17 protein-coding genes and 1 pseudogene are annotated in these 19,906 nt (G+C 67.8%); 12 read left to right on the forward strand and 6 right to left on the reverse strand.

Going from position 1 to position 19,906, the window contains the following annotated elements; genetic code table 11:
• Positions 1-145 precede the first annotated feature (145 nt).
• Positions 146-1,357 carry an LCP family protein gene (locus B0293_RS40880; RefSeq protein WP_005166613.1) on the reverse strand — a complete coding sequence of 404 codons (1,212 nt, stop codon included), beginning with the start codon at positions 1,355-1,357 and terminating at the stop codon, positions 146-148.
• A gap of 174 nt (positions 1,358-1,531) precedes the next feature.
• Entirely contained in the window at positions 1,532-2,275 is a 744-nt protein-coding gene (locus tag B0293_RS40885; RefSeq protein ID WP_039919646.1) for an SDR family NAD(P)-dependent oxidoreductase, read from the reverse strand.
• A gap of 100 nt (positions 2,276-2,375) precedes the next feature.
• Between B0293_RS40885 and B0293_RS40890 the strand changes: the two genes are divergently transcribed.
• Both B0293_RS40890 and B0293_RS40895 read left to right on the forward strand, forming a co-directional pair.
• A complete protein-coding gene (locus B0293_RS40890; RefSeq protein WP_039919663.1) occupies positions 2,376-3,002 on the forward strand; it encodes an acyl-CoA-like ligand-binding transcription factor in 627 nt (208 codons plus the stop codon).
• A 37-nt stretch (positions 3,003-3,039) separates the two neighbouring features.
• Positions 3,040-4,614: an MDR family MFS transporter gene (locus B0293_RS40895; RefSeq protein WP_005166610.1), complete on the forward strand. Its 1,575-nt coding sequence runs from the start codon at positions 3,040-3,042 to the stop codon at positions 4,612-4,614.
• A gap of 95 nt (positions 4,615-4,709) precedes the next feature.
• Here B0293_RS40895 and B0293_RS40900 read toward each other — a convergent pair whose 3' ends face one another.
• Complete coding sequence (locus B0293_RS40900) at positions 4,710-4,961, reverse strand: WhiB family transcriptional regulator (RefSeq protein ID WP_005166609.1); 252 nt, start codon at positions 4,959-4,961, stop codon at positions 4,710-4,712.
• 188 nt (positions 4,962-5,149) lie between these two features.
• On the opposite strand from B0293_RS40900, the gene shbA reads away from it, so the two are divergent.
• Positions 5,150-6,328: an RNA polymerase sigma factor ShbA gene (shbA, locus tag B0293_RS44770; protein WP_005166608.1), complete on the forward strand. Its 1,179-nt coding sequence runs from the start codon at positions 5,150-5,152 to the stop codon at positions 6,326-6,328.
• A gap of 45 nt (positions 6,329-6,373) precedes the next feature.
• On the opposite strand, the gene B0293_RS40910 is transcribed toward shbA, so the two are convergent.
• The gene (locus B0293_RS40910; RefSeq protein ID WP_005166607.1) at positions 6,374-6,949 is read right to left on the reverse strand and encodes a hypothetical protein; all 576 of its coding nucleotides are present in this window, start codon (positions 6,947-6,949) and stop codon (positions 6,374-6,376) included.
• A 224-nt stretch (positions 6,950-7,173) separates the two neighbouring features.
• On the opposite strand from B0293_RS40910, the gene B0293_RS40915 reads away from it, so the two are divergent.
• A complete protein-coding gene (locus B0293_RS40915) occupies positions 7,174-7,452 on the forward strand; it encodes a DUF3892 domain-containing protein (protein WP_005166603.1) in 279 nt (92 codons plus the stop codon).
• Between the two features lie 57 nt (positions 7,453-7,509).
• Here the strand turns inward: B0293_RS40915 and B0293_RS40920 are convergent, their stop codons facing one another.
• Positions 7,510-8,199, reverse strand: a complete 690-nt coding sequence (locus B0293_RS40920; protein WP_005166602.1) for a GntR family transcriptional regulator — start codon at positions 8,197-8,199, stop codon at positions 7,510-7,512.
• Between the two features lie 104 nt (positions 8,200-8,303).
• Between B0293_RS40920 and B0293_RS40925 the strand changes: the two are divergent.
• The 4 genes and pseudogenes from B0293_RS40925 to B0293_RS40940 all read left to right on the forward strand — a co-directional run bounded on the left by B0293_RS40925 (position 8,304) and on the right by B0293_RS40940 (position 11,902).
• Positions 8,304-9,466 (forward strand): annotated as a pseudogene (locus B0293_RS40925) (amidohydrolase family protein).
• 43 nt (positions 9,467-9,509) lie between these two features.
• Entirely contained in the window at positions 9,510-10,367 is an 858-nt protein-coding gene (locus tag B0293_RS40930) for a fumarylacetoacetate hydrolase family protein (RefSeq protein WP_005166599.1), read from the forward strand.
• A gap of 1 nt (position 10,368) precedes the next feature.
• Positions 10,369-11,292, forward strand: a complete 924-nt coding sequence (locus B0293_RS40935; RefSeq protein ID WP_005166597.1) for a VOC family protein — start codon at positions 10,369-10,371, stop codon at positions 11,290-11,292.
• A 94-nt stretch (positions 11,293-11,386) separates the two neighbouring features.
• Positions 11,387-11,902, forward strand: coding sequence for an SRPBCC family protein (locus tag B0293_RS40940; protein WP_005166596.1), 516 nt, complete (start codon positions 11,387-11,389; stop codon positions 11,900-11,902).
• A 76-nt stretch (positions 11,903-11,978) separates the two neighbouring features.
• On the opposite strand, the gene B0293_RS40945 is transcribed toward B0293_RS40940, so the two are convergent.
• Positions 11,979-12,635, reverse strand: coding sequence for a GntR family transcriptional regulator (locus B0293_RS40945; protein ID WP_005166595.1), 657 nt, complete (start codon positions 12,633-12,635; stop codon positions 11,979-11,981).
• A 105-nt stretch (positions 12,636-12,740) separates the two neighbouring features.
• Here B0293_RS40945 and B0293_RS40950 point away from each other — a divergent pair, with 105 nt between their 5' ends.
• The 4 genes from B0293_RS40950 to gdhA are packed head-to-tail and all read left to right on the forward strand — an operon-like array spanning position 12,741 to position 19,870.
• Complete coding sequence (locus B0293_RS40950) at positions 12,741-16,097, forward strand: molybdopterin-dependent oxidoreductase (RefSeq protein ID WP_039919644.1); 3,357 nt, start codon at positions 12,741-12,743, stop codon at positions 16,095-16,097.
• A gap of 16 nt (positions 16,098-16,113) precedes the next feature.
• Positions 16,114-17,055, forward strand: a complete 942-nt coding sequence (gene lhpI / locus B0293_RS40955; protein WP_005166592.1) for a bifunctional Delta(1)-pyrroline-2-carboxylate/Delta(1)-piperideine-2-carboxylate reductase — start codon at positions 16,114-16,116, stop codon at positions 17,053-17,055.
• Positions 17,056-17,071: 16 nt separating this feature from the next.
• Positions 17,072-18,511, forward strand: coding sequence for a short-chain fatty acid transporter (locus B0293_RS40960; RefSeq protein ID WP_005166591.1), 1,440 nt, complete (start codon positions 17,072-17,074; stop codon positions 18,509-18,511).
• 15 nt (positions 18,512-18,526) lie between these two features.
• A complete protein-coding gene (gene gdhA, locus B0293_RS40965; RefSeq protein WP_005166589.1) occupies positions 18,527-19,870 on the forward strand; it encodes an NADP-specific glutamate dehydrogenase in 1,344 nt (447 codons plus the stop codon).
• The last annotated feature ends 36 nt before the right edge of the window (positions 19,871-19,906 follow it).

Here is a 19,906-nt window from a genome sequence, read left to right on the forward strand (position 1 = left end):
CTCTGATCACGCGTGTCGTCCCCGCAGTCACGGCCTGGCGAGAAGCTGGTGTCGCGAAAGCCACTTTCGCAACACTGAAGGTTGCGAAAGTGGCTTTCGCAACGCTGTCCGGGCGAGGCCACTCACGGCCACACCGGCCGGCACCTCAGTTGACGCAGCCGTCCATCGCGGGCGGCGCGGAAGACGAGGAAGACGAGGAGGACGACGAAGGCGGAGCGGCGACGGACGACGTCGCCGCCACCGGCTTGACCCCGATCCCGCCGGTGGGCTCGCCCACCGCGGCGACGGTCGTCGACGACAGCGCGGACTTCACGAACGCCTTCACCTGGGCCGGATCCACCTTCACCGCGTCACCGTCGGACGGCGTCGGCAGGGAAAGGCTCTGGACCGGGATCGTCTGGAACTTCAGCGCCCCCGAACTCATCCCCCGCAACTGCTGCGCGAAGCTCAGCACGTCCCAGCCGCGGTCGAGCACGACCGAACCCTGGATCGCGCCGACCAGGGCGCTCAGCCTGGAGGGATCGGTGAACGTCCCGGCGCCGAGGACGGTCTTGGCCATGCTCGAAAGGAACGCCTGCTGCCGCGCGATGCGGTCGAGGTCGCTGGGCAGCCCGTGCCGCTGCCGCACGAAGGCGAGCGCCTGCGGGCCGGAGAGCAACTGTTTGCCCGCGGGGAACGAAGCCCCGGAGAACTTGTCCTGCACCGGTTCCTTGAGGCAGACCTCCACGCCGCCGACGGCCTCGCTCAGCGCGGAGAACCCGGCGAGGTTGACCGCCGCGTAGTGGTTGATCGACAGCCCGGTGAACTGCTCGATCGTCTGGATCGTGAGTTTGGCGCCCGCCTCGTTGGCCTTGACCTCGAGTTGCGCGCCGGTCAGACCCTGCGCGCGCAGGGAGTTCATCGCGGCGTTCTTGCCGCGGCTGTACGCCGAGTTGATCTTGTGCTTGCCGAGGCCGCCCGCGATGTCCACATAGGAATCGCGCGGGATGGAGATGGCCGTCGCCGCGGCGCCGCCCGCCGGGATGTGGACCACGATCATGGTGTCGGTGGTGTCGCCGCCATCGTCGCCGTCCCCGGCGTGCAAGGCGTCGAGGACGTTCTGTGGCAACGGGTTCCCGTCGGGGCCGGTGCGCGAGTCGATTCCGACGAGCAGGATGTTCTGCGCCACCCGCAGCGGTTCACCCGCCGGCCCGTCGGGCAGTTGAGCGGACGGCGCGATCACGTCGGCCGTGACGATCCCCGCGTCCAACCGGCTCAGCTGGGTCCACGCGTAGCCCGTGACCCCCAGGACGGCCATCGACACCAGGCCCAGTGCGACGCGGCCGCCGATCCGCCGTCCTCGCGACGTGAGCAGCACGACCTTCTCCCCGCTTCAGTGAATGATCCCCCGCATTCGAGGATCACCGCGTTAGCTGGGAATTAGCTGAGAAACATGTCATGAACGGGTCTTAAAGCCCGATCGGCCCAGCAAGAGTGACCAAGGAGACAGCCGGCCGCGACACCGCGTGCCGGAATGATCGCGCAGCGCTTCCTAGCGCGGCATCCGGCGCCAGATCGCCCGCGGCACCACGCGCATCACCGCGAACACGAGCCTCAGGAGTCCCGGCACCCACACCGTTTCCCGGCGTTTCCGGAGCGCCGCGACCGTCGCGTCGGCGACCTGATCGGGCGTGCTCGAGAACGGCGCGGGCGACATGCCCTCGGTCATCCGCCCGATCACGAAGCCGGGCCGGACGAGCAGGAGGTGTACTCCGGTGCCGTGCAGGGCGTCGGCCATGCCGCTCGCGAAGCCGTCGAGACCCGCCTTCGCCGATCCGTAGACGTAGTTCGCCCGCCGGACCCGCACCCCGGCGACCGACGAGAACACCACGAGGCTGCCGCTTCCTTGCTCACGAAGCACAGTGGCCACATGCGTCAGCACACTCACATGAGCCACGTAGTCGGTGTGCACGATCGCGACGGCGTGCCCGGCGTCCGCTTCGGCCCGCGCCTGATCGCCGAGGATCCCGAAAGCGGTGACGACGACGTCCAGCGGACCGTGTTCCGCGACGACCTTCTCCAGGAACGGACCGTGCCCGGCCAGATCGTCGGCGTCGAACTCGACGACGTCGACCTTCTCCGCTCCGGCGGCGCGCAGCCGCTCGGACTCCGCACCGAGGTCCGCGCTGCGCCGCGCGGCCAGCACGATCTCGCGCGCCCCGCCCATGGCGAGCCGTTCCGCGACCGCGAGGCCGATCTCGCTGCGTCCGCCCAGTACCAGCACCGTTCCGCTCACCCGCCGCAGTCTGCCAGGCGGGAACCCGCCGCTCGCGAGTGGCACGGTTCACAAACTGCAATTTTGCAGTATCTGCATCTTTAGGCGTATCGTCGTGCTCATGCCCGAACCCGCCAAAGGTCTCCGCGAGCGCAAGCGGCTCGAAACCCACCGCGCGCTGGCGACCACCGCCGTCCGGCTCGTCGCCGAACGCGGTCTGGACCAGGTGACGGTCGAGGACATCAGCGCGGCGGCGGGGGTTTCGCCGCGGACGTTCTTCAACTACTTCCCGTCCAAAGAGGACGCTGTCGTCATCGCGCACGCCGACAACGCCGAGCGGTCACAGCGCATCATCGAGAAATTCCTTGCCACGCCGGAGGAAGTCAGCGCGCCGCGCGCCTTCGTCGACGCACTGAAGGAAGACTTCGCCCACGTCGACGAGAACCGCGAAGAGTGGCTCGGCCGGATGAAGGCGATCCATGACAACCCCACCCTGCATTCGCGCGCGGTGGCGATGAACCACGACACGGTAGCGCCGACGATCGAGGCGATCGCGCGTCGCACCGGGCTCGACCCGAAGGCCGACCTGTACCCGACGCTGCTGCTGTCCACGCTCGGCGGCGCGGTCAACGCGGCACTCAGGCACTGGTACCAGCACGACGGCCGGGTGTCCGCGCTCGAACTGCTGGACGACGCCGTCGAACTGCTTCTCGCCGGGCTCCCCGAGCCCGGCGGCCGCGCGCGCTGACGCGCCCGGCTCCACAGGAACACGAAGGGGGACACCCATGTCCGTATCCATGACCGAGCCACGAGAACCGGAGGCCCCGGCGGGCTCGATGGGCCGCAAACAGGTCCTCGAAGCGATGTCGGGGCTGATGATGGGCATGTTCGTCGCCATCCTCGCCTCGACGGTGGTCGCGAACGCGTTGCCGCGCATCGTCTCCGAACTGGGCGGCTCGCAGGCCTCCTACACCTGGGTGGTCACCACCGAACTGCTCGCGATGACCGCGACGGTTCCGCTCTGGGGCAAGCTTTCCGATCTGTACAACAAGAAGCTGCTGATCCAGCTCTCGCTCGGACTGTTCGTCGTCGGCTCGCTGGTCGCCGGTTTCGCGGGCAACATCGAACTCCTGATCGCCAGCCGGGTCGCGCAGGGCATCGGCGCGGGCGGGCTCACCGCGCTCGCGCAGGTGATCATGGCCGCCATCGTCTCGCCGCGGGAGCTCGGGAAGTACTCGGGGATCTTCGGTGCCGTGTTCGCCGTCGGGACCATCGCGGGCCCGCTGATCGGCGGCGTCATGGTGGACACCTCCTGGCTCGGCTGGCGCTGGTGCTTCTTCCTGGGCGTGCCGTTCGCGGTCGCGGCGATCCTGCTGCTGCAACGCACCCTGAACCTGCCGACGATCCGGCGGGACGTGAAGGTCGACTACCTGGGCGCTTTCCTGATCATGGCGGGCGTTTCGACGCTGCTGGTCTGGTCTTCGCTGGCCGGGCACCAGTTCGCGTGGGGCTCGTGGTGGACCGTCGGCCTGGTGACCGCGGGCGTGGTCGTCCTCGCCCTCGCCGTCTACGTCGAATCGAAGGTGGCCGAGCCGATCCTTCCGCTGGGCCTGTTCCGCAACCGCACGGTCAGCCTGACCACCCTCGCGAGCTTCCTGGTCGGTGTCGCGATGTTCGGCGGGACGGTGTTCCTGTCGCAGTACTTCCAGTTGTCGCTCGGGAAGTCGCCGACGGTGGCCGGACTGCTGAGCCTGCCGATGATCTTCGGCATCCTCGTGTCCTCCACGGTCTCGGGCCAGCTCATCAGCCGGACCGGCAAGTGGAAGAGCCACCTGCTGCTCGGCGCGACCCTGATGACCGTCGGCCTTGCCCTGCTGGGCACGCTCGACTCGAAGACGAACCTCGTCGTGCTCGGCGCGTACATGGTCGTCCTGGGCGTCGGCGTCGGCATGCTGATGCAGAACCTGGTCCTGGTGTCGCAGAACGACGTCGACGCGCACGACCTCGGCACGGCGACCTCGACGCTGTCGTTCTTCCGCAGTCTCGGCGGCTCGATCGGGGTGAGCGCGCTGGGCGCGGTGCTGGCGAACCGGGTCACCGCGCAGATCACCGAGAAGCTCGGCCCGCTGCCCGGTGGCGGTGAAGGCGGCGCGGTGCCGAACGTCGCCGCGCTGCCCGAACCGGTCGCGAGCGTCGTCCGCGACGCCTACGGGGAAGCGACCAGCGAGCTGTTCCTGATCAGCGCACCGATCGCACTGCTGGTCATCGTCGCCGTCGCCTTCCTCAAGCACAAGCCGCTCAAGACCCAGTCGGGCAACGAGCGTCTGGCCGAGGAGACGGCCGCCGACGCCGTCGCCTGATCCACCACGAGAGAGGGCCCGGTTCCACTGAACCGGGCCCTCTTTCGCGCGCACGAAAGACACCCAGGGAATTCCAGTCGTGCGATCGAGTCGTTTCAGGCGGCGCTGCCGACCCGAATCAGGCGGCGCCGTTCGGTACCGGTCAGCCCGCCGAAAACGCCGTGGGCCAGTCCGTTGTCCACGGCATAGGCCAAGCAGGCCGAAATGACCGGGCACCGGGCACAGACGGCCTTCGCCCTGGCAGCCTGCCGGGCGCCGGGACCGGTTTCGGTGACCGGAAAGAACAGTTCGGGATCCTCACCGCGGCAAGCGGCCTCACCCAGGTCACCCACCATCCTCGTTTCCATTTCCTATCACCTCCTTTTTTCCGATTTTCCCTTCCGCGTCAAACGACTTCCGCTCGCAGCCGGGTAGCCGCCCCGGTACGGGCCGCAAACATCACCTTGACCGAATCGTTACACTCAGCGGCCCGCTCGCTGCACCTGTTCTGGTGAGGGCATTCGCGTCAGGCGGCTGAGAGCGGTGAGTGCGGGTGATGGGCCACGACGGGTTCGACGAGTTCTTCCACGCCGAATTTCCGCTGCTCACCGGCTTCCTGTGCAAGGCGGGGTTCGCGCTCGACCCGGCGCGTGACGCGGCCGCGGAGGCGATGCTCAACGCCTACGAGGACTGGCGGTCCATCATCCAGCCGAAAGCGTGGGTCCGCCGCGTCGGGCACCGGCGGGCGAAGGAGCAGACCGCGGTCCGGGCCGACTGGGCCTTCGCAGACGCCGGCCGGGAAGACAAACTCACCGTTCTCGCCGACGAGGCGTCGTCCGTCCTGACCATGCTGGGGCGGCTGCCGAAACGCCAGCAGCTCGGCATGGCGTGGGTGCTGGACGGCTTCACACCGCGCGAGATCGCCGCGGTGCTCGGGATCGCGGACGAGGCCGTCGGCGCGACCTTGCGTCACGCGCGAAGCCGCTTGGAGGAGCACGACCCCGAATCCGCCGACCGCCTGGACAGCGCCAACGATGCCTTCATCGACGCGCTGCGCGTCGGCCTCGACAGCGAAGACACCCTGACCAGGATCAAGAACCGCGCGATGATCCGGGAACTCTCGCTGGTGGAGCCGGGCGCCCCGGCGGAGGCCGAGCCCGAACAGGCGGCGCCGTCCCACTGGTACAGCCTCGACGAATCCGTCGCGGCCGCCGGACGAGGCGACCAGCGGGCGCTGAACCACCTGCTGACCACCATCCGCCCGCTCGTGATCCGCTACTGCCGCGCGCGGATCGGCAGACAGGAGCGGACGTACGTCTCCGCGGACGACGTCGCGCAGGAGGTCTGCGTCGCGATCCTCCGCGCACTGCCCACCTATCGCGAACGAGGACGGCCCTTTCTCGCCTTCGTCTACGGCATCGCCCAGCACAAGGTCGCCGACGCCCGCCGGGCCGCCGCCCGCAACCGCTCCGATCCCGTCGCCGAAGTCCCCGACGGCGTCTCGGAATCCGCCGGCCCGGAACAACGAGCGCTGCACAACGAATTGAGCGACCGGATGGGCGAACTACTGCGGATCCTGCCGGACAAGCAGCGGGAAATCGTCGTGTTGCGGATCGTCGTGGGCCTGTCGGCGGAAGAGACCGCGGGGGTGGTCGGGTCGACGGCGGGCGCCGTTCGCGTTGCGCAGCACCGGGCTTTGGGGCGGCTGCGCAAGATCCTGGAGGAGGAGCCGTGAGTGGTGAGGCCGATTCCAGATCTCGTCCTCACGACTCACGAGGCATTAGGGGCGGCAGCGTTCGGCGGTCGCGGCGGCCTTGGTCAGTTCCGGCGAGTCCAGCACGGCCTTGACCGGGTCGAGCGCGCCGTGCGCGTCCTTCTGGGCCGCCATCAGACCGTCGACAGCGCGGGCCTGCGCGGCCGTGTCACTCCTCTTCGCAGCGTCCAGATCGGCCTTCGCCTTCACGACCTTGTCGCGCGCCGCGGTGTATTTCCCGAGGAAGTCCTTCTTGGCCGCGTCCGCGGCGGGGACCGGCGCGGAAGGCAGCGCGTTGAGCTCCTCGACCGTCTTCCCCAGGATGCTCGCGTAGTGCCCGAGCTGGTCGCTGGTGCTCTTCGTGATCGCCTCGACGGTGTCACCACCGGCAGCGGGCATCTTGTTGTTACCGTCGATGAAATCCTTGACGGCGCCGCAGAACCCGTTCATCCAGGCCACCGTGGCGGACTGGTCGGCGGCGGACGACGAGGGCGCCACGGGCGCCTTCTCCATCGCCTGCGGAGCCGGAGTGCAGCCGGTCAGGGCCAACGCGATTCCGATCGCGGCCACGACGGCGGCCGGTGCTTTCTTGGCGGCAAGCATGTCTCTTTCCCCTCTCTTTCCGGCTCGTGTTCCGGCCGGCGCGAGGACTTTGACACGGTGGAACGGGCGCGGTCTGCGTCATCTGACTCAGAACCCGGCACCTCCACGCTCGAATTCGTAACGTTCGAGGCACGGCGGCCGGAAGGCGTAACAGGGTGCGGACGGACGGCGAGTACGCATTACCCCTGTTCACTTCGAGGACACCCAGCCGAAGAGGTAGCACCATGGCCATCAAGATCATCGCAGCGCGGCTCGAAGGCGGGAAGTTCCACGAAAGCGTCACGAAACTGCGCTGGGTCAACCCCGGCAGCGGCGAAACCGGCGAGAGTTTCGTCTCGGCGATCGTGGCGTGGATCGAAGACGACGACGGGAAAGCCTATGTGGACGAGGGAATCCACCGGGTGGGGGTGGAGGTCGTCAAACCGACCTTCGGCCCGAAGTTCCTCCGCACCCGGGCGGACGGGATCTGGAAGAACAACCTCGTCGAGCTTCCCCGATTCTGAGGCGACTCGTCCACAATGGACAGCAGGGTCCGACTGCAGGCCGGGTCGGGCCCTGTTTCATCCGGCCTGGTCGGGTTGATCGGGTGCGCAGCTGATCAGCAGCCGGGTGGTGTGCGCGATGTGGTCACGCAGCAGGTTCTGCGCGTGGTCGGCGTCGCGCGCGAGAGCGGCGTCGAGTAGTGCTCGATGCTCGGCGGCGACGTCGCGGCCGGGTTCGTTGCCGAGGGATACCGACCACTGCCGGTACAGCTCGGCCTCCTGCCGCAACGACCGTGCCGTGTCGAGCAGCCGCTGATTGCGGCAGCCGGCCAGCAGCGCGTGATGGAAAACCGCGTGTGCCTGCGACCACTCGTCGGTCAGGTGGTCCGGATCGGCCGGGTCGCGATAAGGCGCGCGTTCCAGAAGGTGGTGCGCGGCAACGGCATCGGCCTCCCAGCGTGTGTCACCTTCCCGCACTGACAGCCCCAGTACCAGGGATTCGATCTCCGCCCGCGCCTGAGTCAGCTCGGCCAGGTCCTGGTGAGACAGCGGCCGGACCAGGTAACCCTGACGCGGCCTGGCCACCACCAACCCTTCGGCGACCAGTCTCGTCAGCGCCTCGCGGGTGGCACCGACGCTCACTTGGTAGCGGTCGGCCAGGTCCGGGAACTTGAGCCGGTCACCCGGGACCAGGCGACCGGCGAGGATGTCGGCGCGCAACGCCTGGTGGATGCCGTCGGTGCGGGTCGCTCCGCCGCTCTTGGTCATGTCGTCCAGCCTAGCACTTTACGAATCCAGGTTGAACTTTCGAAAGTTTGGGGTTAGTTTCGAATTATTCGGTTCGAGCCTGCCAGCGACATGAGGAGTCACCGATGCCCACGAACGACCTCCGCCCGACCGTTTTCCGTGCCGGGACGGTCCTCACCATGGATTCCGGCCGTACCGTCCTCGATGGCCACGACGTGCTCGTGGTGGACGGCCGGATCGCGGCCATCGGCGTCGATCTGGTCGTTCCCGACGGCACCGACGAGATCGACGCCCGCGGCGGCGTCGTCATGCCCGGGATGATCGACACCCACCGGCACATGTGGCAGACCACGACCCGCGGTTACGGTGCCGACTGGACTCTCACGCAGTACTTCGTGTGGTACTACCTGAACTGGGGCAAGAAGTTCCGGCCGGAGGACATCCACGCCGGGAATCTCCTCGGCGCGCTGGAGGCGCTCGACGCCGGCGTCACCACCTGCGTGGACTGGTCGCACGGCCTGCAGACGATCGACCATGCCGACGCCGCGGCTACGGCGAGGCCAGGACGGTGTACGTGCACGCCTCGACGCTCTCGGCGGACTCCTACGCCCGCATAGCGGCGACCGGCGGGTCGGTGTCGGTGTCCACGGAAAGCGAGCAGAGCGCCGGGCAAGGCTATCCCGCGATGACCGCCTTGCGTGCCCACGGCATCCCGGTGTCGCTGTCACTGGACAGCTGCGTGCTCTGCAGCGGCGACCTGTTCTCCGCCATGCGCACGACGCTGGGTGCCGCTCGTGCCCACGAACACCAGGAGGCGCACGCTCGCGGTGAAACCGTCACCCACGCTTCCCTGCATGCCGAGCAGGTCGTCGAGTGGGCCACGAGGGGCGGCGCACGAGCGCTCGGGCTGGAAGACGAGATCGGCAGTGTGGAGGTCGGCAAGAAGGCGGACCTCGTGCTCGTCCGCAACGACGACTCACCGGCGATGACACCGCTGCTGAACCCGCACGGACACGTCGTCCTGCACGCACAGCGCGCCGACGTCGACACCGTCCTTGTCGACGGCCGGATCGTGAAGCGCGATCACCGCCTGGTCGGTGCCGACCTGGCCGGTGCGCGTCGTGCGGTCGAGGCCACGGTCGACCACCTGCGCGCCGAACTCGGTGAGCAGGCCTGGCGCGAGGGCATGAACCCGGAGATCCCCGACACCAAGGTCCTCGACAACCCCTACACCTACACCGACTACCGGTCGGCGGCCACGCACAGCGACACGGTGGCGAAGCGATGAACTCGCAGTGGCGCGTATCCCTGTCAACGGGAAAGGAACGAACATGAAACTGGCCAATGTGGACGGACGCGCGGTCCTGATGACCGCCGACGACACCGGAATCGACATCGAAACGGCGTCGGGCGGCAGGTTCGGCCCCGGTCTCGTGTCCGTTTACGAGAACTGGGACGGGTTCCGGGCCTGGGCGAGACAGCCGCCCACCGAACCCGGCGTCGTCTTCACCCGCGCGCAGCTGGGTTCTCCCTCGCCCACCCCGCGGCAGATCGTCGCGATCGGCCTGAACTACGACACCCACGCCGCCGAGTCCGGTTTCGAGACACCGGAAGGACTTCCCCCGACGTTCACCAAGTTCGTCTCCGCGCTGACCGGTCCTGACGCGGAGGTCGTGCTGCCCTCAGGCGGCAAGGTGGACTGGGAGGTGGAACTGGTCGCCGTCATCGGCCGGACCGCCATCCGCGTCGCGGAATCGGAGGCGTGGGACCACGTCGCCGGGGTGACGATCGGGCAGGACCTCTCCGAGCGCGTTTCGCAACTGGCCGGTCCCGCCCCGCAGTTCAGCCTGGGCAAGTCGTTCCCGAACTTCGCGCCGGTCGGCCCGTGGCTGGTCACGCCGGACGAGCTGGCGGACCGGGACGACCTGGCGCTCGGCTGCGCGGTCGACGGCGAGACCGTGCAGGACGGCCGCACCCGCGATCTGATCTACCCGGTCGCCCGTCTGGTATCCGCGCTGTCGCGGACCATCACCCTGTATCCGGGCGATCTCGTTTTCACCGGAACCCCGGCGGGCGTGGGCATGGGCCGTACGCCGCAGCGGTTCCTGCGGGCAGGCGAACGCCTCGTCAGCTGGATCGAAGGCATCGGCGAGATGCGCCAGACATTCGTTACCGCGCAGGAGGATTGACATGGGTCTGCACCGCCTCACCCGGGTCACCATGGGAGTCCCGAACGTCGCGGAAACCATCGCTTACTACGCCGATTTCGGCCTCACTCACCTCGGCGACGGGGCCTTCAGCACTCGCGACGGGGGCGAGCAGCTGCGGGTCCGGCACGCCGTGTCCCGGCGGGTGCTCGAACTCGGGGTGGGAGTCGACGACCTCGACGACGTCGCGCGGACCGCGTCGCGGCTGACCCGCCTCGGCGTGGCGGGCCGCGCAGAGGGGACCGCGGTCACCGCGATCGAGCCGGTTTCCGGGTTCACCGTCCGCGTCGAGATCGCGCCGAGAATCGCGCAGCGGCCCGTCCCGGCCACCCCCTACAACGGGCCCGGCCGCATCGAGCGGTTCGGCCGCGCGCCCGGAGTGCTGCGTGAGGACCCGATCCGGCCCAGGAAACTCGGCCACTGCGTGGTGGGCACGACCGATCTCGAAGCCACCATGCGGTTCTTCACCGAAGGACTCGGTTTCAAGGTCAGCGACTACATCGGGGACAAAGGCGCCTTCATGCGCTGCTCGGTCGATCACCACAACGTGCTGGCGCTCGCGGCACCGGTGAACTTCCTGCACCACACGTCCTGGCAGGTCGACGACATCGACGACGTCGGACGGGGCGCGGCGGCGATGCTGGCAGGCGACCCCGAGCGGCACGTCTGGGGACTCGGCAGGCACCACGCGGGATCCAACTTCTTCTGGTATCTCAAGGATCCGGCGGGGAACTTCAGCGAGTACTACGCCGACATGGACTGCATCCCCGAAGACGAGATCTGGACCCCGGCGGTTTTCGAAGGCGCTCAAGGCCTGTTCAGCTGGGGCCCGCCCCCGCCGCCGTCGTTCCTGGAACCGGACGACCTCGCCGCGCTCATGACCGGACAACACGCACCCTCCCGGTGACCGCGGCCGGATCGGCGAGATGACCCGTCACCGGAAATCGGAACAAGACTCCAGGCGCCGGAAGAATCCACGCCTGATCGGAAAAGGAGAAGTCGTGTCGGTGGAATTCTACGTCCCCCAGATCCCGGACAACCTGAACATCCGGTTCGTCGAAAACCGTATCGTCATCAATCGACCGGCCCAGGCCGTGTACGACTGGGTGACCACCTGGTCGAATCTGCCGAAATGGCTGCCGATGGCCCTGGGTACCGAGGTGCGACGCGGCACCGAAGGCGTCCCCGCCGAGATGGGCGACGTACTGCTCGAGACCATCCAGCCGGAGCTGAACGAGAAGCCGAAGCTCTACACCGTGGTGGCGCGGGTCCCCGGCAAGCTGTGGACGGTGGTCGGCCGGGACGTGCTCGACGACGGCTCCCTGGCTCCGGCGATGCACGCGATCGCCACCTTCACCACGTTCGACCTCGGCGACGGAACGACCCTGTTCTGCCGACTGTTCGAACGACTGGTCCCGGACACGGAACCGCCCGGCCCGCACCCGGTCGAAGACCCGGTTCGCATCCAGCCCGGCCTGGAACTGATCAAGGCACACCTCGAGGGCACGGCCGGATAACCGCGAGGTGCGGAGGTAGCCGCCGGAGATCCGCCGTGTTGGCCTGCCGACTTCGTTCGGCAGGCCAACACGTGCGTCACCCGGCGGCCCAGTCAGCGCGGGTGTGCCGCAAGTGGGTGTGCATCAGGTTCTCCAGGGCGTCCCAGTCCTGCGCCGCGATCGCGGCGAGGATCTCCCGATGTTCGCCGGCCGCTCCGGTGAGCCGGCCGCTTTCCGCCAGCTTTTCCAGGCCGTACAGCCGGGTCTGGTCGCGCAGGTTGGCGATACTCTCCAGCAGTCGGCGGTTGCCCGCGAGCGAGAGAAGGGCCAGGTGGAACCGCCTGTCCGCGTCAAGGAAGCTGGCGACATCCCCCGCGCGGGCGGCACGCTCGATCTCTCCAGCCAGATCGCCGAGGCGCTCAAGGTCCGCCGGCCCCGCTTTCGCAGCCGCGGACAACGTGCCCGGCACCTCCAGGAGCTGACGCATCTCGTAGATCTCGTCGAGGTCTTGCTCCTCCATCGCGACGACCCGGTAGCCCCGGTTCCGCACAGGTTCCATCAGCCCCTGGTTGACCAGCGTCAATAACGCTTCCCGCACCGGACTGCTGGACACGCCCAGTCGCGTCGCCAGCGCAGCCGCGGAGTAGATGTCACCCGGCCGGATTTCACCGGACACCATCGCCTGCCGAACCACCTCGAGAACCTGGTCCCGCAGGCTCGTGTGCCGCAGGCGAACCGCTCCGTTCTCCGTCAAGACCCACCCCCTTCGTTCCACAGAGCTTGACTTCTGCATCCTCCGGGCGCATCTTACTCGTTACCGGTGAACGGTAACCGGTAGCCGGTTACTTAGGAGTAACTTATGACGAAGGCGTCTGAGGTGCGGGGTTACTGCACGTTGTGCCGCTCGCGGTGCGGAGCGGTCTACACGGTCGACAACGGTTTGCTCGTCAGTGCCCGGCCGGATCCCACGCACCCCACCGGGGCCGCCCTTTGCCCGAAAGGCAGGGCGGCTCCCGAACTCGTGCACTCCACCGAACGCTTGCGCAGTCCTCTGCGGCGGACCACCCCCAAATCCGATCCCGACCCGCGCTGGCGAGAGATCGGTTGGGAGGAAGCCATGACCGAGGTAGCCGAAAGGCTGGGCACGATCCGGGCACGCGATGGAGCAGAGGCGGTCGCCTTCTCCGTGACCTCCCCCAGCGGAACACCGATGTCGGATTCGATCGACTGGGTGGAACGGTTCATCCGGCGCTTCGGCAGTCCGAACACGCTGTACTCGACTGAGATCTGCAACTGGCACAAGGACTTCGCGCACGCCTTCACGTTCGGCAGCGGACTGCCGGTCCCGGACTACGCGAGTACCGATCTCGCTGTCCTGTGGGGTCACAACCCGGCGAAGTCCTGGTTGGCTCAGTCCGCGGCGCTGGCCGAAGCACGCGCCCGAGGGGCGAAACTCGTCGTGATCGACCCTCGACGGTCCACGAGCGCGCTCCAAGCCGACCATTGGCTGCGAGTTCGACCCGGGACCGACGGCGCCCTCGCCCTCGGAGTCGCCGAGCAGTTGCTCTCCACGCGAGGTCACGACGAGGCGTTCGTGCGGGCGTGGACCAACGGACCGCTGCTGGTCCGGATCGACACCGGCAGGTTCCTTCAGGCGAAGGACGTCGATCCCGAGCTCTCCGGCTATGTGGTGTGGGACGAACCGGCGGGACGCCCCGAACCGTTCGACACCACGCAGGCGGCCTCCCGACCGGAACGTTTCGCTCTGACGGGACGTCGACGAGTGGCCACCCGGACCGGGCCGGTGGACTGCGTGCCGGCGTTCGACCACTACGCCCAGGCGTGCGGTGCCTGGCCGCTGGACCGGACCGCGGCCGTGACCACGGTCGACCCTGCCGCCATCGAAGCCTTCGCCGCGGAACTGGCCACTGCTCAGTCGGTTTCCTACGCCGCGTGGTCCGGCGTCGGCCAGCACACGAACGCCACGCAAACCGAGCGGGCGATCGCCACCCTCTACGCGCTCACCGGCAGCTTCGATGCCCCGGGCGGTAACGTGATCCTGCCCAAGCTTCCCGTCAACCCGGTCACCTCGCCCGATCAGCTCGGCGAGCCGCAACGAGCCAAGGCTCTGGGACTGGACCGGTTCCCGCTGGGCCCGCCGGCACAGGGCTGGATCAACGCACGCGACTTCTGCCACGCGGTCCTCGAAGGCGAGCCCTACCCGGTACGCGCACTGGTTTCGTTCGGCGGAAACCTCCTGCTGTCGCAACCTGATCCACGGCGGACCGCGGAAGCGTTGCGCAGCCTGGACTTCGGCGTTCACCTCGACCTGTTCGAGAACCCCACCTCGCGGGTCGCGGACCTTCTTCTTCCCGTGCAGACGCCTTGGGAACACGAGGCGATCAAGGTGGGTTTCGAGATCACTCGCGCCGCCCAGGAACGAGTCCAGCTGCGACCACGAATGACCGCCCCTGTCGGCGAATCGCGTTCGGACACAGAGGTCGTCTTCGACCTGGCGGTCCGGCTTGGATTCGAGGACGATTTCTTCGGCGGCCACGTCGAGGACGGCTGGGACCACCAGCTCGGCCCGCTCGGCGTCACCGTCGAAGAACTCCGTCACCGGCCCGGCGGAATCGACCTGCCGCTGAGGACCCGCCACCGCAAATACGCCGAGGAGTCGGGGAATGGGTCCGTGGCAGGGTTCGCCACGCCCACGCGTCGGGTCGAGCTGTACTCCGAGCGGCTCGCCGAGTACGGGCGATCACCCGTTCCGGACGCGCACCCACCAGCACCCGATCCCCGGTATCCGCTCGTGCTCACCTGCGCCAAGAACGGCTACTTCTGCCATAGCCAGCACCACGGGATTTCTTCGCTACGGAAGCGTTTCCCCGAACCGACCGTCGAGCTGAGCACCGAGCTCGCCCACGACCGCGGGATCGTGGACGGGCAATGGATCAGCATCACGACCTCGCGAGCCACCATCCGGATGCGGGCGCGGATCGACCCGGCGCTGCACCGCGACGTCGTCGTCGCCGAATACGGCTGGTGGCAACCCGCGCCCGACCTGGCATTGCCGGGCTCGGACCCACTCGACGACGGCGGCACCAACTACAACCTGCTGATCGGCGACGAGGCACGCGACCCGATCAGTGGCTCCATAGGCTTGCGCTCGACGTTCTGCGACATCCAGGCGGACGAGCTCGCACCCTGGACGGCCCAGCGGGAATTCGTGGTCGAGAACACCGCCTTCGAAACGGACGAGATCATGTCCGTCGAACTGCGTCCCGCCGATGACGGCCCGCTGCCGGCGTTCCGCGCAGGGCAGCACATAACGGTGGCCTGGCGCGATGATCCCGGCCTTACCCGTAGTTATTCCCTCATCGGGGCCGGGACGGAAGCACAAACCACGTACGCGCTCGCGGTACGACGGGTCGACGGCGGCCGCTTCTCCCCGACTGTCCACGAGCGACTACGTCCCGACGAAAGGGTGCTGGTGACGCCACCATCCGGTGGTTTCGCCATCCCGCTCGTCCATTCGCGACCGATCGTGCTCTTGGCCGCCGGTATCGGCATCACTCCGTTCCTGAGCTATCTCGAAACCCTCGCCGAGTTGCCCACGACCGCACCCGAGGTCGTCCTGCACTACGGCAACCGGGACAGCGCGAACCACGCGTTCCGTGAACGGCTGGCCGCGCTCACCGCGGTACTTCCCACAGTCCGCGTCGTCGATCACTACAGCCGGCCCGCCCCGGAAGACCGCTATGACGCGCGCGGGCGGATATCGGCCGAAAGTGTCGATGCCGCACTGATCCGCAAACGTGCGCGCTTTTACCTGTGCGGACCCGAGACCATGCTCGAAGAGGCGACCGCCGGCCTCGTCGCACGGGGAGTCCCGCGGTTCGACATCTTCAGCGAGAAGTTCCACGCGAGACCCGCGCCGATACGGATTCCCGATGACGCCACCGCAATCGTGAGGTTCGCCCGTACCGGACGTGAGATCACCTGGGCCAAGTCCAACGGCACGCTGCTGCAGCTGGCCGAGAAGAACGGGATCTCCATGCCGAGCGGCTGTCGCGTCGGCCAGTGCGAGAGCTGTTCGGTCCCCGTGCTCGACGGGACGGTCTCGCATCTCGTCACGCCATCCGAGGATCTCCCTGACGACCACTGCCTCACCTGTCAATCCGTGCCGACATCAGACCTTGTGCTCGACGCGTGAAAGAGAAAGGACCGCCGTGTACACCGTCTCCGCCGAGGAAACCGCCGCCGCATTGCCCTTCGGCGCGCTGATTCCCGCCCTTCGCGAAGGTCTTGCTCGCGGGGCCACCACTCCCCCACGCCACCACCACCAGATCGACAAGACGGCGGGCTCCACGTTGCTGCTGATGCCTTCCTGGCGCCCAGGTGGCCTGCTCGGAGTCAAGCTGGTGAACGTCTTCCCCGAAAACAGTGCGAGTGGCCGCCCCGCGCTGTCCTCGGCCTACGTTCTCGCCAGTGCGGACACCGGGGAACACCTCGGGGTCATCGACGGGAACGAACTGACCCGTCGGCGCACGGTCGCCACCGCGGCACTCGCCTCCTCTTACCTCGCTCGTCCGGACAGCCGCGTCCACCTCGTGGTCGGCGCCGGCCATATCGGATCGCTCGCCGCCGAGGCCCACGCGGCCGTACTCGGCATCCGCACCGTCCTCGTGCACGACCAGCGTCGCGAAGCCGCCGCCGCCCTGGTCACCAGGCTCCAGGAGTCCGGTGTGGACGCCCATGTCGCCGACGACCTCGACACGGCGATCCCCCGGGCCGACGTGATCTCGTGCGCCACACTCGCCACCAGCCCGATCATCCGAGGTGAGCTGTTGACCCCTGGCACGCATCTCGACCTCGTCGGCAGCTTCCGCCGGGACATGCGCGAAGCCGACGACACCTGCCTGACCCGCGGATCGCTGTACATCGACAGCGAGATCGCACTCGACGAGTCCGGCGACCTCACCCAGCCCCTCCTCGACGGCATCATCACCCGCGATGCCGTAGCGGCCACCCTCCCGCAGCTCTGCCGACGGGAAGCACTCGGCCGCGGGGATGACCGCCAGATCACCGTGTTCAAGGCAGTGGGAACAGCGCTGGCCGACTTGGCGGCCGCAGCCCTCGTCCATCGCAGCCGTGTCCAGCCGGCCGGTTGACCCCTGGGAGCTCCGCATGACTTCGTCCGATTCACCCTTCATCACCGAGCCGCCCCGCGGCCGTCTGGCCCGCATCGCCACCCGCAGTGCGGCCTGGTCCGAAAAATGGTTCCCCAACACACTCGTCTTCGCGCTGCTCACCGTCGCGGTCGTCGCTGTCGCCGCGATGGGGATCGGTTCGTCACCCGCCAAGGTCGCCACCGTGTTCGGGGACGGGTTCTGGGATCTGATCCCCTTCACCATGCAGATGGCCATGGTCGCCATCGGCGGTTACGTCGTCGCCACCGCCGGGCCGGTCCGCAAAGCCATCACCCGGCTGGCCCGCGTCCCCGGCAACCCGCGCGCGGCCATCGCCATGGTCGCCGCGGTCAGCCTGCTGTCAGCGCTCCTGAACTGGGGGTTCAGCCTCATCTTCAGCGCGCTTCTGGTACGACGGCTAGCCGAACGGCACGACCTGCGCATGGACTATCGGGCCGCGTCCGCCGCCGCCTATCTCGGCCTCGGCGGGAGCTGGGCGCTCGGTCTCAGCTCCTCCGCCGCGCAACTCCAGGCCAACCCCGCCAGTATCCCCAAATCGCTGCTCCCGGTCACCGGCGTCATCCCCTTCCGAGAGACCATCTTCAGCTGGCAATCCCTCCTGCTCGCCGCGGTCATCGTGGTCGTGTGCGTGATCGTCGCGTTCCTGACGGCTCCCCGGGCATCGGCCGCTCGCACCGCGGCTGACCTGGGCATCGACCCACGTGATCCCGTCGAGGACGACACTCCTCGGTCACGCCCCGGCGAATGGCTCGAGTACAGCCCGCTGCTGACGATCGTCGTCGTCGCCCTGGTCGGAGGCTGGGCTGTTCAGGAGTTCGCCGGCAACGACCCCATCGTCGCGATCTCCGGCCTCAACACCTACAACCTGCTGTTCCTCACGCTCGGCCTGCTGCTGCACTGGCGCCCCCGCCGATTCCTCTCCGCGGTCACCAAAGCGGTCCCCGCCACCGGCGGTGTCCTGATCCAATTCCCGTTCTACGCCGGTATCGCGGCGATCATGACCAAGGCGACCGACGGTGCCGGCACGTCGATCTCCCATCACCTCGCCGCGCTCTTCACCTCCGCGGGCAACGACACCACGTTTCCGCTGTTGATCGGCGTCTACTCGGTGGTGCTCGGCTTCGTGATCCCCTCAGGCGGCGGTAAATGGATCATCGAGGCGCCGTATGTCATGCAGGCCGCGAACGACGCGCACGTGAACCTCGGCTGGACGGTGCAGATCTACAACGCCAGCGAGGCCCTGCCCAATCTGATCAATCCCTTCTGGATGTTGCCGTTGCTCGGGGTTCTCTCCCTCAAGGCACGCGACATCGTCGGCTACACGTTCGTCTACCTCATCGCGTTGTTCCCGATCGTGCTCGGGTTGCTGACGTTGCTGTCAGCGACCTTGCCCTACCACCCGCCCATCCTGCCCTGACGTGGAGGGACAGTCATGACCCTAGACAGCGTTTCGAGCACGTTGTACGAGGCGTTCGTCCGGAAGAACCCGGCCGAAACCGAATTCCACCAGGCCGTTTACGAAGTCCTCCACGCCATCCAGCCCGTGCTGCGCCGCAGCCCCGAACTGCGCGACGCGGCGATTCTCGAACGGCTGTGCGAGCCGGAGCGGCAACTGATGTTCCGCGTCGTCTGGACCGACGACTCCAGGCGTGTCCAGGTCAACCGCGGCTTCCGGGTCGGCTTCAACTCGGCCCTGGGGCCTTACAAGGGCGGACTGCGGTTCCACCGCGACGTCACCCTCGGCACGATCAAGTTCCTGGCCTTCGAACAAATCTTCAAAAACGCCCTCACCGGCCTCGGCATCGGTGCGGGTAAAGGCGGATCCGATTTCGACCCGACCGGCCGCAGCGATACCGAGATCATGAGCTTCTGCCAGGCATTCATGACCGAACTCCATCGGCACATCGGTCCCGCCACCGACGTACCCGCCGGTGACATCGGCGTCGGCTCACGCGAGATCGGCTACCTGTTCGGTCAGTACAAGCGCCTGACCAATCGCTACGACTCCGGCACGCTGACGGGCAAGGACCCCTTACTCGGAGGGATCCCCGCGCGCCCGGAAGCAACCGGGTACGGCACCGTGTACTTCCTTCAGGCGATGCTGGCAGCCAGAGGAGAGTCCCTCGACGGCTACACGGCCGTGGTGTCCGGATCCGGAAACGTCGCCTTTCACGCGATCGCCAAACTCCGCGAACTCGGTGCGGTACCCGTCGTGTGCTCGGACTCGGGTGGCTATGTCCACGACCCGGCCGGGATCGATCTCGAGGTGCTCCGAGACCTCAAGGTCACCCGCCGCGAACGGCTGTCCGCCTATCCGGAACACGTACCGTCCGCGCGATTCTTCCCCGGCGAGTTCCCTTGGGACGTGCCTTGCGACGTCGCTCTTCCCTGCGCCACCCAGAACGAACTCGACGAACAGGACGCGCTCAGACTGGTCAAGAACGACGTGCGAGCGGTCGCCGAGGGCGCCAACATGCCCTGCACTCCTGCCGCCGTGCAGATCTTCCGCGAAGCGGGCGTCGCGTTGGCGCCGGGCAAGGCGGCCAACGCAGGCGGCGTGGCCACCTCCGCCCTGGAGATGAGACAGAACGCCGCACGCGACCGCTGGACCTTCGACCACACGGACCGGACTCTCCGGAAGGTCATGGAAGACATCCATACCGAATGCCTCAGCACCGCCGAGGAACACGGGCTGTCCGGCGACTACGTCATCGGCGCCAACATCGCCGGATTCCGCACCGTCGTCGCCGCGATGGAGGCGAACGGTTACATCTGAGACCGCGAGGTGGTGGCTCCCCGCCGCCAGAGCCAC

Origin of the sequence: Amycolatopsis azurea DSM 43854, assembly GCF_001995215.1 — a bacterium.
In the GTDB taxonomy this organism is placed as follows: Bacteria; Actinomycetota; Actinomycetes; order Mycobacteriales; family Pseudonocardiaceae; genus Amycolatopsis; species Amycolatopsis azurea.

What these genes read in the sequence shown, in the direction of transcription:
- B0293_RS40890 (WP_039919663.1), top strand. Translation starts at nt 2,376, where the DNA reads ATGCCCGAACCCGCCAAAGGTCTCCGCGAGCGCAAGCGGCTCGAAACC.
- B0293_RS40895 (WP_005166610.1), top strand. Translation starts at nt 3,040, where the DNA reads ATGTCCGTATCCATGACCGAGCCACGAGAACCGGAGGCCCCGGCGGGC.
- B0293_RS40900 (WP_005166609.1), bottom strand. Translation starts at nt 4,961, where the DNA reads ATGGAAACGAGGATGGTGGGTGACCTGGGTGAGGCCGCTTGCCGCGGT.
- shbA (WP_005166608.1), top strand. Translation starts at nt 5,150, where the DNA reads ATGGGCCACGACGGGTTCGACGAGTTCTTCCACGCCGAATTTCCGCTG.
- B0293_RS40910 (WP_005166607.1), bottom strand. Translation starts at nt 6,949, where the DNA reads ATGCTTGCCGCCAAGAAAGCACCGGCCGCCGTCGTGGCCGCGATCGGA.
- B0293_RS40915 (WP_005166603.1), top strand. Translation starts at nt 7,174, where the DNA reads ATGGCCATCAAGATCATCGCAGCGCGGCTCGAAGGCGGGAAGTTCCAC.
- B0293_RS40920 (WP_005166602.1), bottom strand. Translation starts at nt 8,199, where the DNA reads ATGACCAAGAGCGGCGGAGCGACCCGCACCGACGGCATCCACCAGGCG.
- B0293_RS40930 (WP_005166599.1), top strand. Translation starts at nt 9,510, where the DNA reads ATGAAACTGGCCAATGTGGACGGACGCGCGGTCCTGATGACCGCCGAC.
- B0293_RS40935 (WP_005166597.1), top strand. Translation starts at nt 10,369, where the DNA reads ATGGGTCTGCACCGCCTCACCCGGGTCACCATGGGAGTCCCGAACGTC.
- B0293_RS40950 (WP_039919644.1), top strand. Translation starts at nt 12,741, where the DNA reads ATGACGAAGGCGTCTGAGGTGCGGGGTTACTGCACGTTGTGCCGCTCG.
- B0293_RS40960 (WP_005166591.1), top strand. Translation starts at nt 17,072, where the DNA reads ATGACTTCGTCCGATTCACCCTTCATCACCGAGCCGCCCCGCGGCCGT.
- gdhA (WP_005166589.1), top strand. Translation starts at nt 18,527, where the DNA reads ATGACCCTAGACAGCGTTTCGAGCACGTTGTACGAGGCGTTCGTCCGG.